The organism is Rhodothermales bacterium (assembly GCA_041391505.1).
Classification (GTDB): Bacteria; Bacteroidota; Rhodothermia; order Rhodothermales; family JAHQVL01; genus JAWKNW01.
The window spans coordinates 67,005-81,092 of the sequence record JAWKNW010000002.1 but is presented as its reverse complement, the minus strand read 5'-3'; the positions used below and the strand labels follow the sequence as shown (position 1 = coordinate 81,092).

Here is a 14,088-nt window from a genome sequence, read left to right as displayed (position 1 = left end):
TACGCTTGGTCTTTCAGCACGTCGCCCACCCCTGAGGAATCATGCCTATCCCATTGCTAACCCGCTTCCTGGTCCTGGCCGCCTGCATGCTGCTGGTGACGGCCTGCGAACCTTCGCCGCCCACGCCCACGGAGGTCCCGGAGGCCCGGATGGCCGTCCCCTCCACCGCCGATTTTCCCGTCACCGGCGACGGCGACAACCCCGCCTGGGACCGCGCCGCGTGGACGCCGTTGACCGTTCGCCGCGACAACGGGCACGGCTACGAAGCCCGTGTCAAGATGCTGTATTCCGAGACGGGGCTCTACGTGCTGTTCGATGGCACCGACAGCCTCCTCACGGCCACGCTGGAGGGCGACTACCTGAAGCTGTGGACGGAAGACGTGTACGAGTTCTTCGTCTGGACCGACGAGCGCTATCCGGTCTACTTCGAATACGAGATTTCGCCGCTGGGCTACCAGCTGCCGCTGCTCATTCCCAACTTCGAAAACCGGTATTTCGGGTGGATTCCGTGGCAGTATGAGGGCGAGAGGATGACGCGCAAGGCGGTATCGATCCAGGGCGGGCCGGCGCTATCGGGCGCCGCCATCGCCGGCTGGCGGGCGGAGGTGTTCGTCCCCTACACGCTGCTGACCCCCTTGCAGCAGGTGCCGCCCGGGCCGGGCATGCGCTGGCGGGCCAATTTCTACCGCGTCGATTACGACGGGGGACCGTCGAGCACGTGGAGCTGGGTGCCGGTGGGCGAGTCGTTCCACGCATTCACGCGCTACGGCACGCTGGTGTTCGAGTAACCCCGCGCCACCCCCGTCTCGGTACGCGATACCGGCTTCACAGCAGGATGATCGCGTCAAACGGGCGCTTCGCGCGATCTCGCTTCAGGATCCCGAGCCGATCCGTTGATCTGTCAGGGTTTGTTGTCGCCCGGCGTGCGCGTTGGATCGGGTTCGACGCGATTGAACAGGTAAACGCGCCTGGGGCCTCGTGCCAGGGCGCCCACCGTTCCGCCCAGCAGGGCCCCGACCCCCGCCGGCAGGAGGGCGTACGCCTCATAGCCTGTGTCCTCGCGGACCAGCCCGATGTACGCCGCTCCCCCCAGAACCACCGCCCCGATGCCTGCGCCGAACAGGATGGGTCGTACGGAAAGCCGGCGAGGCAGGTCCACACGCGACAGGGAGGACGTCGCCACGGCCCGGCGGCCCAGGCGGGTCTCGGCCCATGAGGCCGAATCGGGACCGAGGGTCAGGTGGTCGGCCCGGATCGGATCGGCGCCTGCCAGCGTGATCGTCGCCGCACCGGGCATCGAGCGCCGCTTCCATAACGCACCGCCCACGCCGCCGAGCGTTGCGCCAAGGGTGGTCGGCACGATAAAAAACTCGCCGAAGGAGAGCGCAAAGACGGTCCCCACGAGGACGGCCCCGACGGCAGCGCCCTTGAGGATGGTGCTGCGTCTGCTCCGACGGACCGGCGTGATGTCCGTTATGGAGGATCGATCCACCCGGCGAAGACCGGACGTACCGGCGGTCCACGTCGTTGAGTCATGTCCTACGAGCAGATCGATCGCCGCGAGCGACGTGCCGTCGCGCAAGGCGATCCGGCCGTACAGCCCGGCAGCGCGCTCGTTGAGGCCGTTCAGCACGTCGGAATCGTCGACATCCACGCCGCGAAGGGTTGAAACGCATCCCGTGAGCGTAAGGAGTGCAGCAAAGCAGCACGTCGAGAAGGCCCGCATAGAGGTAACCGGAAGGGATGCACGAGGGGAAGAGGGGGCGGCAATGTACGCGAACGGGTGCCAGACTATGCGGTGCCCACGTATCCCCCTGAAAAGAAACCTGAAAAGAAACCTGAAAAGAAAGATCTGGCGTCGGAGAAAACGTCGCGTGGGGTTCAGGCGTTACCCTGTGCGAAAGGTTCGCCGTTTGAGGCTGTCCCGATCCCGCCATCACGCCACCCTACCCTCCGATTTCCATGCAAAAGCTCTTTGTTCTGTTCATCGCCGTGCTGGCGCTTGCCGCTTGTGAACCGCCGCCCCCGGGCGACGCCGACCTGGCCCGCAGCATGGCGAACGACGCGCAGTCCCGGCTCGAGGCCTCCGAGGGCGGCCGGCTCCTGCTCCGCGCCATCGACGCTCATGGCGGTCTCGAGGCCTGGTTTGCCGCGCCGACCAGCTCCTACACGTGGGAGTACGCCAACGCCGGCTCGAACATCCGCTTCAAGACGCGCCTCGTGGCGGACAACCGCTCCCGCCGCATCTACCACGACCTGCTCGAACTTGGCACCCCCGACGCCCCGCGACCGGCGAGCGGCCGGTTTGCCTGGGATGGCGAAAAGGCCTGGATCAGTCCGGACACCCTGCAGGGCATCAATCCGCGTTTCTGGGCGACGACCGGCTATTATTTCGAATCCATCCCCTTCATCCTCGCCGACCCGGGTCTGCACTATACCGTCCTGCCGGAGGACACCCTGAACGGGATGCCGCACGATGTGGTGAAGGTGTCGTACGACGCCGGCGTGGGCGACTCGCCCGACGATACCTACACGCTCTACCTCAACCAGGAAACCGCGATGGTCGACGGCATCCGCTATACCGTCACCTTCGGCGGCGGACCCCCCGCGGCCGGCGAACCCGTGCGCGAGACGCTGTTCTACTACGCGAACTACACGACCGTCGACGGCCTGACCGTGGCGACCCGCTTTCGCGGATTCAACGTGGTGGACGGCGTGGTCACCGGCTTCAAGAACGAGGCGTGGGCCGACGAGATTTCCTTCTCGAAACCGTTCGACGAAAGCCGGCTCGCCATGCCCGAAAACGGCCGCGTGCAGCCGATGCCCTGAGGCCGACTTCACCCGCCGGCGCCAAAAAAAAGGCACCGGGGCCTGTGAGTTGCGCGTGAGGCCCCGGTGCTCCTAGAACCACTCATCGGAAGAGTGTGTAGGTCCTTACGTGGCGCGTCCGGAAGGGGTTACAGAAAAATGCTATTTTTTTAACACATAGCGGCCGGCGCCGAACTTTGCCGCTCCGCAATTGGGTTTTGCCCGAACAGCGTTATCTTCAGGCGACGGGCGGATCTTGCTAGAGAGATCGCCTCAACCATCACATCGGACGCCATGGGGACAACGGAAGACCGCTATTTTGCAGGATTGGATATCGGGGGCACCACGATCAAGTCGGTGCTCGTCAACAGCGACGGAGAGCAGGCCAGCGACTTCGTGGAGGTTCCGAGCCGCGTCGCGGTGGGGTACGAAGCGACGATCGTGCAGCTGAACGACGCCTTGCAGCGCCTGGCCGCCAGCGCCGGCACGACGCGCGACGCCATCCGCGCGGCCGGCATCGACGTGCCGGCGGCGAACAGCGGCGGCGTCATCTGGGGACGCGCCAACCTGGCGCAGGACTGGGTGGGGAAGAACATCCAGGACATCTTCGCCGATCGCTCCGGCATGCCGGTCTACGTCACCAACGACGGCAACGCCGCCGCCCTGGGCGAATACATGGTGCGCCGGAAGCACCTCGGCAGCCTGCTGTATGTGGCGCCCGGGACCGGCCTCGCCGGCGGGCTCGTGATGCCCGGCGGGAAGATCTACGAAGGCGCCAACGGCCTCGCGCTGGAAGTCGGCCACATCTCGTCGCCGTTCCAGGAAGACGACGGCGCGTTGCCGCCCTGCTCGTGCGGCTGGAAGGGCTGCGTCGAGGCGTGGGTGTCGCTCGTGGCGCTGCGCCGGCGGCTCCGACTCGAGCTGGCGAAGCCGGAATGGGCCGGCCACCCGCTCAACGGCCAGGAGACCTCCATCGAGGAAAAAGCCTTTCAGCTGCGGAATTTCGCGGCCCAGGGCGATGCGCTCGCCATCCAGCTGTTCAAACAGCAGGGCTTCATCTTCGGCTACGGCATCGCCGATCTGGTGCGCGTGTTCGACCCCGGGCTCGTCGTGATCGGCGGCGGGCTGGCGGAGGCGTCATTCCGGGACCAGTACATGGACTGGGTGATGGAAGGATTCACCGAGCGTGCGTGGCCGATATACCGGACCAGCCCCATCGACAACGAGACCGTCACCACGCGCTTCGAATGGGCGACTGCCGGCGACTCCGCCGGCGCTCTCGGAATGGGGTTTGCGGCGCTCGAGATGTTTCGCTGATTCCCTACCGCTGAGCCGCTGACGCCCATGTCCGAGTTGCCCGACCAGGTTGCCGAAGGCAAGATCCAGCAACGCTATACGATCGGCAATTCGACCGTGACCCTGCGTATCGGGGACATCCTCGATTCCAGGGCGCAGGTGCTGGTGAGTTCGGACGACGACCGCCTGAACATGGGGGGCGGCGTGTCGCGCGCCCTGCACCGGGCGGCCGGCGACGCCTACAAGCTCGATGCGCAGGCGAAATACGCCGGGCATCACGACGTCGGCGACGTGGTCGTGACCGGCGCCGGCGCCATCCCGGCGCCCTGCCAGTATGTGTTCCACGCCATCTCCCGCCGGTTTGACGACCTCCATCTCCCGACGGAAGACCAGGCCCGAACCGCCATCCGGCGGATCGTGGGCAAGGCCATGGCGCTGCTGGAGCCCATGGGGCTGAGCTCGATCGCGTTCCCCGCCGTGGGCACCGGCGCGGCCGCGTTTGCGCCCGAGGATGTGGCCCTCGTCATGGCGGACGTGCTCCGGGACGATCTCACGGCGCGCGAGGCGTCGCTCGACGTGGAGATCTACATCTACCCGGATGACATGGCCGGCAACACCTACGGCACGTTCTTCAAAAGCTTCGACATGGCCAGCGGCTGGCTGGGGCACATCGTCCGGGATCATCTCGTGGTGATGATCCACGGCATCCGGACCGAGGCGCGGTGGTTCGACGACGTAACCGCCATCCTGCGCGAGGAGGATCACCAGCTCAACCCCGTCAGCACCGGCTACGAGTACTTCGATGTGGTCCGCTTCCTGCTGCCGTTCCGGTGGGCCAAGCGGCGCGTCATCGAACGGGTGGAGGAGAAGCTGCTGGCGGTGATCGACGATCCCGCGTCGGTCAAGGTGTCCGTCGTCGCCCACAGTTTTGGCACGTACGTGCTGGGCGAGGTGCTGCAGCGCAACCCGCGCATCACCATCAACCGGCTCATCCTCTGCGGCGCGGTGTTACCCCAGGATTTCCGATGGAGCGCGCTTCGGGATCGCCTCACCGTCATCGACCCGCACGAATACCCCACGCAGCGCCTGCTGAACGAGTGCGGATGGCGCGATACCTGGCCGGTGCTGGCCCAGTTCATGACCTGGGGGTATGGATCCAGCGGGCGGTTCGGCTTTCAATCGCCGCTCGTCAAGGATCGTTTCCACGATCTCGACCACAGCGGCTTCTTTCAGGAGGCCTTCGTGCGCGACTACTGGTGCCCGTTTATCACCGAGGGCGTGATCAAGGATTCGGCCGGCAAGCGACCCCCGTCGCCGTGGTGGCTGCAGGTGCTGACCGTGCTCAAGTTTCCGATTCTGCTGCTCGGGTTCCTGGCGCTCGCGGTCTGGCTCCTCGCCGCCGGCTCGTGATGGCCGCGTCGGCCGGCGCCGGGCTCATTTGACCAGCACCAGTTTCCTTACGGCGCGAAACGCGAAGTCTTTCGCATCGCCGACCCGTAATTCGTAAAAGTACACACCGCTTGCCAGGGCGGACAGGTCGACCCGGTGCGTGTAGTTTCCGGCCGGCTGGGTGCCCATCCTGTAGCGCTGCACCCGCTGCCCCAGCACGTTGTACACGATCAGCTCGACATCGCCGGACTCGGGCAGTGCGTACGGGATCGTCGTGCTCGGATTGAACGGATTCGGATAATTCTGGCCGAGTGCGAAGGCCGACGGTATTTCGCGGACGCTTTCCGTATTGACCTGAACTACGGCGTCGGCCTCCGTTTTCAGGGGCTCGGTGTTGCCGGCTTGATCCGAGGCGATGGTGAAGAACCGATACCGGTGGTCCCGGTCGGCGTTGAAAATCACCTGGGTGGTTTCGAGGTCTTTCTGGTAGACCTCGAACGGGTCGCCGTCGCGCGAAACGTACAGCGCATAGCTCCGCAGACCGGAGGCGTCCGGGTCGTCCCGGGCGGTCCAGCTGACGGTAAACGCCGTGGTATCCTGCTTGAAGGGCAGTCCGGATACGGCGCTCGTCGGCAGTCCGGCATCGACCGTATTAAAGATCGGAGGCGTTTCGATGGGCGCGTTGGCATCGAAGACGATCTGTGCCAGCGCGTCGATGCGGTCGCCGGTGACGGCCTCACGGTCCGGGCGCACGGAGTAGCTCACGAAGCCCTCGCCGGCCCCCAGCGAATCGTTGACGGGGAGAAAACCGGCCAGCGGGTTGGAGGGCGCCCCACCGGTCGCCGGGTCGATCGACCGGATCACCCAGAAGGCGCGGTTCTGCTCGATATCGATGCCCGCATTGACGTCGACGAATACGCCGAGGGCGTCGCGTACATCGAGCCGGTCGGTATAGGCGGAGACGTTGGGGGGCGGTTCGAAGGTGAAATCGCCAAAGCCGAAGGGCCCGAGCCGGAACGAGCGTGCGTCCAGCGTCGCGTCGAGCTGCTGTTCGATGGTCACCACCTGGGCCGGCGCCGTCGCTTTGACGGGATCGTTCTCAAAACGAATTGTGTAGGGCAGCCGCGCCGAGACCGACACCCACTGCTCGTCGCCATAGCCTGCCGGCCCGATCATATCGTTCGGGTCGATCGACACGACGACCAGGATCTGAGTGATCGGCGGCCCGAACGGGATGTCAAAGTCCGGCGGCGGCGGACGCTTGCACTTTTTGGGGTTGGATGGAATTTCGAACGAACTGATGAAGCTCTGTTCCAGGTTGACCTGCGTATCGAACCCTTTGGCGACGCCGCAGTCCTGCAGATTGCGGGCGATCAGATCGTACTCCCCCCGGTCGTTCTCATTAAAATCGTAGCGGTCGCCGAATTCGAACTCGATAGTGGCCCTGTAGATCACCGTACACCCCGGCTTGCACCCGGGCTCGGCCGGTGTCGGAATGCGCCGTACGGTGATGTTGGTGGCGCGGCCATCGGCGGATTGAAACCCGCCAAATCCGGTCACGAGATCGCATCCCGGCACATGCTTTCCGAGGCCGAGTTCTTCCTCTTCGTCGTTAAAGGGGTCATTGTAGGGGATCCCGACCTGGCCATCGTCAATGTACATGGACGGTTTGTTCACCATGACGCCCAGGTGGTCGAGATCTTCATCGGGCAGCATGGAAAGGATGGGGCCTTCGCAGCCTTCTGCCTTGATCTTTGACGTCAGCGAATGATCGGCGGCAAGAATGGCGTCGGTACTCACCTCATCGAAACTCCGGACGGCATCGTCGTGATGGCGAACCTTGTTCGCCACCTCGGAATCGTTGCCGTAGACGATCTTGCCGCCTTCGACGCCCCCTGTGATAAACGACAGGAGATGGCTGGCGCCGGTAGGTCCTTCACAGATGGGCGAGGCCATGCCGGCCGCCGCGCCGGCCAGGGTGGCGAAGTCCTGCGCGAGCCGGGTCGCGGAGCAGTCGGCCGATGCGCCCAGCTTCATGACATTGAACGGGGGCAAATCATTGATCGGCAGGTTGGGGGCGAGGGACAACACCGATCCCGTCTGGGTAAAGAACGGCGGGGTCTGAAGCGACTGCAGAGCCGACTGCACGGCATGCATGAGCAGCCGGCTACCGTCGGTCTCCTGGATGCCGCTTTTGGCCAGTCGGGAAGCCGTCTTCGTCAGCAGCCTTTCGTAGCCGCTCCAGCCGGAGCCGGCCAGTTCTCTGCGCATGGCGTCGGTTGCTTCTTCGAGGCCGAACGCCTCGGTGTCGAGCGACGCGGCGCGCAGCTCGCGGTCGAAATCGAACGGCATACCGTTCGGTGTGGCATGGACGACGTAGAGTTCGAGCAAGGCGCTCGAATCCGGCGCCTGCGCGAGGAACGACACGCGGTGCTCTTCACCCGGCCGAAGGATGCCGGCGAAGGGACCCTCCCCCAGTGCCAGGACCCGCTTGAGCCCGCCCGTCACGGTCTCGTCGGGGTGCAGGGTGGTGTACGTGGCGGGGCTCGTACCTACCAGCAGGAGCGGGCTCACCATGTCGTTATCTCCGCGATTGGCCACGACGATATCCGTCGTGAACAGCTGCCCGACGCGGAGGATCGTGGGGGCGGTCGCGCTGATTTCCGGCTCGACGCGCGGCGCATCGACGACCTCGAAGGCGTCTGCAAGCACCGAACGGAGAACGATATCGTCGGGCTCGTAGGGCTCGCCGGCGCCGGGGGTTTCGGTGAGGTACGATGCGTTCTGTTCGAGCACGACATCGTAACGTCCCGTCGGCACGTCGCTGAGGTCGAACGTGGCGTAGGCCTCGACGGCGCTCGTTCGGAGGATGTCGAAGGTTGGATACCGGGCCCCATCCTTCTCCAGCGCCGCGCGCAACCGCCGGCCGAACGCCGCACCGGTCATTTTGACGGTAACCGCTCCGCCCGTGCCGCCGCGCGGGATGTCGATTCCGGCCAACTCGAAACTAACCGGTTCGGCAGCGAGGGTCACTAGCTGTGCCGCCTCGGGGCCCTGGCGGGCGAATAGCAGGACGAAATAGGAGCCGGGCTCGCCGGCGGGCACCAGGACGTCCTGGTCGCCCGCGAAGGGGTCGCGCGTGCTCACGTCGAACTCGGTACGCGTCGGCACCGCTCCGCCGCGCACAAACACCTCATTGCTGGCGTTGGCCGCGTCGCTGGTCGCGGTCACTTTAAAGGTCGTCACGTCTTCCGGGACGTTGACACGCACGTACCGTGAAGCGCCCGTCGTCAGCGACACCGTGATGGAGCCGCCGAGGTCGAGCACCGGGAGGTCGGTCGCGATGCGATCCGACGAGGAAGTGGCATTGTTGGCCTCGTCGGTTTCGCGGATGTTGTTTCGGATGTCGACCCGCACGATGGCGCGATAAGTCCCCGGCGCGAGGCCGGGTAGTTCGCCGGTGATGTTCCCTTCGGCATCGCTGCGGTACAGCCGGCTCAGATCGACGGTTTTACGGACAGATAACGTAGCCCCCGGGGCCAGGTCGACGAAGCGGAGTGTCGCGCCGAGGAGGGGGTCTTCAAGCTGCCACGTGTCGTCGGTCGAGAGATACACGGCGTCGCTGAGCTGGCCTCGTACGGCGTTTTCACCCTGATTCTGGACGGTCCATGCGATGGTTACGGGTTCGCCCGGCGTGCCGGTCTCCGGGACGACGATGTCGGTCACGACCAGGTCGCCCGGAGGCGGCGTATCGATCGAAAGCTCGAATACCGCCCTGTTGTTGGTTTCCCCAAGGCCTTCGAACACGTCGTCATCCTGGTCGATGGCGACGAGGATGTAGTTTACGCCGGAATAATAGATGGGCAGTGTGACGTCGAGGCTGGTCTCGTAGGTCGCACCGGCAGCGAGCGGCGGCGTCGAGGCCGCGGTGCCGAGCCGGACGTCCTGCGCGTTGATCGTCTTGTCGGTAGAGAGAAAGACGGCATCGCTCCAGAGGCCGGCTGCTGCGGCTTCGCCGCGGTTCTCAACAGTCCACGAGATCGTCACCGGCTGGCCGCTTATGCCGGATGCCGGCCCGTCGATCGCCGTCGGCACGAGGTCGGCGTTCGGCGATAGCGCAATGGTCAACGGCGCAGCGCTGACGGCGGAATTGTTGGAGGGAACGGCGTCGGCGATCTGGCCGGCGTCATCGGTCTGCACAAACAGGTAGAAGGTGCCGTCGACGCCATCGGGGAGGGTGACGGCGGCGGAGCGGGTGTAGCTGCTCCCCGGGGCGAGTCCTTCGGAGCGTGGTGTCCGGGCTATTTCCAGGTCGGCGTCTGGATCGAGGCGCTGGTCCGCGGAAAGATACAGGACGTCGTCCCACCGGGCATGTCGGGGTGCACCTTCGCCGAGGTTCTCGATCGTCCAGCGGATATCGATGGGCTGGCCCGTGCTGCCCGTTGCCGGCGCCGTGAAGGACGTCACGGCCAGGTCGACCGGTGGGTAGGGCGCGATCTCGATGGGCACGGAACGCACGTTGTTAACGGCGTCGTCGGGGAATTCGAACAGGCTGCCCGCATCGTCGGTGCGGAGGTGGAGATAATGCAGGCCGGCATCGATGGTTTTCAGCTGAACCGTGTACGCGCGGGTATAGGAACCATCCACATCCAGTGCATCCGCCGCAGGTATTGACATAAGCGGCGTGGCGGTCGAGTCCCAGAGGGCTCTTTTCGATAGATAGAGCCGATCGTTCCAGGCGGGAGCGGCCCCGGTGTCACCCTCATTTGCCACCGCCCAGCGCACGTCGATCGTGGCACCCGCTTCGGCCGACGTCGGTGCGGTGAACTGACGGATGGCGAGGTCGGGATAGGGCGGCCGCGTGATTTGAAACGGCGCGCTGCCGCGATTGTTGGTTTCGAAGGTGTGTTCGAAGATCGATCGCCCCCCGTCCGTCTCTACCACGAGATAATACAGGCCTTCGAGGCCGTCGGGAATGCTCACCGCCGCCTCGGCCCTGTAAAGGCTGTCAGGCGCTATCGTGCCAAACCGACCGACGCGCGTCAACGCGATCGCGGTACGCGCATCCCATTCCGCCGCCGGCGAGAGATAGAGGTTATCCTGCCAGCTTTTTTCGCTCGCCGCACCGGGCCCCTGGTTTTCTACGTCCCATATTACCTGGATGGTGCTGCCGGCCTCGACCGTTTCGGGCACCGAAACACGCACGACCACCATGTCCGGTGGGGGCGAGAGGGTGACGGTAATCGGATCGCTCTGGAATACGTTGTTGTCCTCTCCGTTGTGTTCGAAGAGATCGTCTGCATCGTCTGCCGCCAGGTAAAGGTAGTAGGTGCCCGAGATGCCCGCCGGCAGGGCGACGGACGCCGTATCCGTATAGACCTGTCCGGGGGCGAGGTCGCCGGTCACGGAATGCGTAGTGAGCAACACGGCCTCTTCCCGGTTGAAGAAGGCCAGGGGGGAGAGGTACAGGGCGTCGGTCCAGCCACCGGCCACGGTGGCGGTGCCCGTACCGGCGTTCGTGATCGACCAGCCTATGTTGACGATGTGTTCGGAGAACGCATTGAGCGGAGCGGTGAGCGCTTCGACCTGCAAGTCGGGCGGAGGCGTCAGCGCGATTTCGATGGGGACCTGCGCCGCGTTGTTGTCCAGATTCGATTCGCCTTGCAGGTTTTCGGCATTCGCGGTAATCCGCAGGTAGTAGGTCCCGACGGCATCCTCCGGCAGCCTGATGGTGGAGGATGCGGCGTAGCGCTCGCCACCGGACAACGCGCTCCCGTTTACGGCCTGAGCGAGCACTTCGACATCCGCCAGAAAGAACGCATCGCTCGATATCGCGATCTCGTCGAACCAGACGGGTTCTTCGGTGGGCACATCGCTGGCATTGACGACCACCCAGGAGATATCGAGGGGTTGTCCACTGAAGCCCCCGTCCGGTGCCTGGATATCCTGTACCTGCAAGTCGGGCAGCGTCTGGGTTGTAAAGGTCCATACCGGCCCCGGCGTCTCGCCGTCCAGGTTCCTGGCGACGATGCGCCACGCATACGGTGTATTGCGTTGTAGCAGCAACGCCTGTGTGGGTGCACGCGGTGTTTCCAGGCCGGCGATCGCCGGTTGCGCGGGTTCCGGCTCGGCGGCGGGCCAGAGGTACAGGTCATACACGTCGGCGAAGGCCGCCTCGGCCCAGGTAAGCTCGGCATCGACGGCGACCCGTACGTCGCCATCCGAGGGGGAGGGATTCGAGGGGGCGTCGGGCCGGCGGGGCTGGAAGGTGTTGCCTGCGGTGGTCGAGCCCAGCGTGAAGGCCCCGAAGGACGACAGATTGCCGGCCGCAACGAGCCCGTCCGCGTCGAGGCCCTGGCCGGCTACGGTCCACGGCGCCTGCTGCCCGGAGCGCCGGAGCAGCCGGAGCGCGCCGGCATCCGAGATGCCGCTGAGCGGCGCCGGGTCGAGCGTGAGGTTCGCTGAAAACGCGGCCGTGGCCGGCACGAGGTCAATGGTCCAGTACTGACTTTCTGACCGTACCACGATGCCCGAAGGGGGGGCGCCGCCGGCGTCGGCCGCGTAACGACGCATGGCGACCAGGACCGGCCGGTCCAGGGTTCCGAACTGGAGCTGCATCAGCGTGACCGCATCCGGCTCGTCGAAGGCGACCGGCGATAAATCCTCCCGGGTGAACGCTCGGGTGACGCTCGCCTGGAACGAGGCGTCAATCGGATCGTTGCCCGTGTCATCGAAGGTAGCCGGCGGCAGGGTCATGGCCTCGGTCGTCACGGTCAGGCTGCGGCCGCCATCGGGACCGTCAAGTTCATACACCCAGTCGCCCGTGTTGGCGCCGTCGGCATCCGGGTCGATCGCGAAGACATAGGTCAGTTCCTGGTTCTGATTGACCGGAACGGTCGTTTTCCAGTACCCATCCGGAAACAGACTGAGTTCGTGCACGCCGGCATCCGGGCCGCTGAGGAGGTCCACGAAAAGCCGCATGCCGGCCGACGCCTCGAAAAGCTCGAAGGGCGTGAAGAGGCCGACCGCCTCGAGACGGGCCGTGTCCAGTTGAAAGGTGATGGGCGCTCGGGAGCGGAGGATCTCGAGTTCGACGCCGGTGTCGATCTGGGCGTAATTGCCGGCGACGTCGGTCACCGTGATCTGGAGGTACAGGTTGCCTTCCGGTGCGAAAAGGGCCACCAGCGCGGCGCTAACGGGGATGTCGCCCTGCCAGGTGCCGTCCAGCGTGGTGCCGGCCGCCAGCGCGGCGTTGACGGCGCTCACGCCGATCCCTTCGGAGGTCGCGAGCGTGAACGTGACCGAGTTCAGTCCCGACAGGTTGTCCGCTAACGATGCCACGACGGATACGGTCTGATCCCCGGCTTCCAGGTCGAGCGTCTGCGGCGAGAGGGTGGGAATGCCCTGTACGACGGGAGGTTCGGGGTCGCCTCCCGTGACGGTCAGGGTCACGTCCGTATCGACCGACGCCAGGTTGAAGCCGAAATCGAGCATCTCGATGTGCAGCGCATAGGTGCCGGCCGGCGAGTTCGCTAGAACCACCGTGGTGGCAGTCCAGGTACCGTCGAGCGGGGTGCCCGCCGTGTTGGCGGCCTGGAACGACGCTATGAACGTTTCGCCGTCGGGAGATACGAAATAGCCGTTCGCGAGTTGGACGCCCGCGCCCGCATCCGTGGCCTGAAAAGAAATGGTTACCTCGACGTTACCCCCGGACAGATCGATCTGGGAGGGTGTCACGCTCGGGGTTCCGACCAGTGCCGGCGGCGTCTCATCCGTTTGCGCCCATACCGTCTCGACGCCGGCACCTACTGCGCACCAGAGCATCAGGGAGATAAGGATAGCGGTGCATTGCGTATTTCGTTGCCGCGCAACGGGGAAATGATCCTGGATCATGGACATGGAACGATACGGGCCAGGCGAATGGGAAAGACGGCGTGTACCCTGTTGCGGAGAACGCACCGCGGTAGATCGCGGAGGATCGAAAACAGGTGTGATCGAAAGAGGGGCACTGCGTGCCGCCGAGGGGTTGCATACTATATACGGACTGACCGCATGGATCACCCCACGTTTTTCCCGTCGGCAACGATCGGCGAATAACGTGACCGACGCATGCGATATGGAGCGCCAGCGGGCGAGCCCTCACGCCATCTCGAAACGCTCAAAGGCGATCTCCAGACTTTCCATGAGCGGCTCCGTCCCCAGTGCATCCAGCGGGGAGAAGGTATAGTTCACCGGCATCGCCCCCTGGAATTTCCATACGAGCACGACGTCCGAACGCGACTCGTTCAGAAGCGAGATCGTGATATTGCGGGTGGCGTCGGGCTCCCCATCGCGCAGGGCGTTCCACCAGGCATACCAGTCGAGCGCGCCGATGGCGTGACGCCGCAGGATGAGCGTCCCGTAGCGGGTGGTCGTCACCAGGTGTCGGACATCCTTCGTCGGCTGGTTGCCGCTGCGGAAGGCGAGGGTGTGGAGCCGGGCATCCGGGAAGACGACCTCGGACACGCCGGCTTGCAGGCTTTTGGCGTTGCCGTCTCCGAGGTCTACCAGAAAGTTGATGCCCGGATACGGGCGTTCGCGTAATACGGCCATGAT

The 14,088-nt window shown here is 65.1% G+C and carries 7 protein-coding genes; 4 read left to right on the top strand and 3 right to left on the bottom strand.

The window, feature by feature from the left end:
- Positions 1–41: 41 nt before the first annotated feature.
- A complete protein-coding gene (locus R2834_02400; protein ID MEZ4699156.1) occupies positions 42–788 on the top strand; it encodes a carbohydrate-binding family 9-like protein in 747 nt (248 codons plus the stop codon).
- A 113-nt stretch (positions 789–901) separates the two neighbouring features.
- Here the strand turns inward: R2834_02400 and R2834_02395 are convergent, their stop codons facing one another.
- Positions 902–1,654, bottom strand: a complete 753-nt coding sequence (locus R2834_02395; GenBank protein MEZ4699155.1) for a hypothetical protein — start codon at positions 1,652–1,654, stop codon at positions 902–904.
- Between the two features lie 308 nt (positions 1,655–1,962).
- On the opposite strand from R2834_02395, the gene R2834_02390 reads away from it, so the two are divergent.
- The 3 genes from R2834_02390 to R2834_02380 all read left to right on the top strand — a co-directional run bounded on the left by R2834_02390 (position 1,963) and on the right by R2834_02380 (position 5,514).
- Positions 1,963–2,829, top strand: a complete 867-nt coding sequence (locus R2834_02390) for a hypothetical protein (protein MEZ4699154.1) — start codon at positions 1,963–1,965, stop codon at positions 2,827–2,829.
- A gap of 273 nt (positions 2,830–3,102) precedes the next feature.
- Entirely contained in the window at positions 3,103–4,125 is a 1,023-nt protein-coding gene (locus tag R2834_02385) for an ROK family protein (GenBank protein ID MEZ4699153.1), read from the top strand.
- 27 nt (positions 4,126–4,152) lie between these two features.
- Positions 4,153–5,514 (top strand): macro domain-containing protein, encoded by a 1,362-nt coding sequence (locus tag R2834_02380; protein MEZ4699152.1) that lies wholly within the window; start codon positions 4,153–4,155, stop codon positions 5,512–5,514.
- 24 nt (positions 5,515–5,538) lie between these two features.
- Here R2834_02380 and R2834_02375 read toward each other — a convergent pair whose 3' ends face one another.
- Both R2834_02375 and R2834_02370 read right to left on the bottom strand, forming a co-directional pair.
- Positions 5,539–13,317, bottom strand: coding sequence for a CARDB domain-containing protein (locus R2834_02375; protein MEZ4699151.1), 7,779 nt, complete (start codon positions 13,315–13,317; stop codon positions 5,539–5,541).
- Positions 13,318–13,632: 315 nt separating this feature from the next.
- The gene (locus R2834_02370; GenBank protein ID MEZ4699150.1) at positions 13,633–14,085 is read right to left on the bottom strand and encodes a phage tail protein; all 453 of its coding nucleotides are present in this window, start codon (positions 14,083–14,085) and stop codon (positions 13,633–13,635) included.
- Positions 14,086–14,088: the final 3 nt, after the last annotated feature.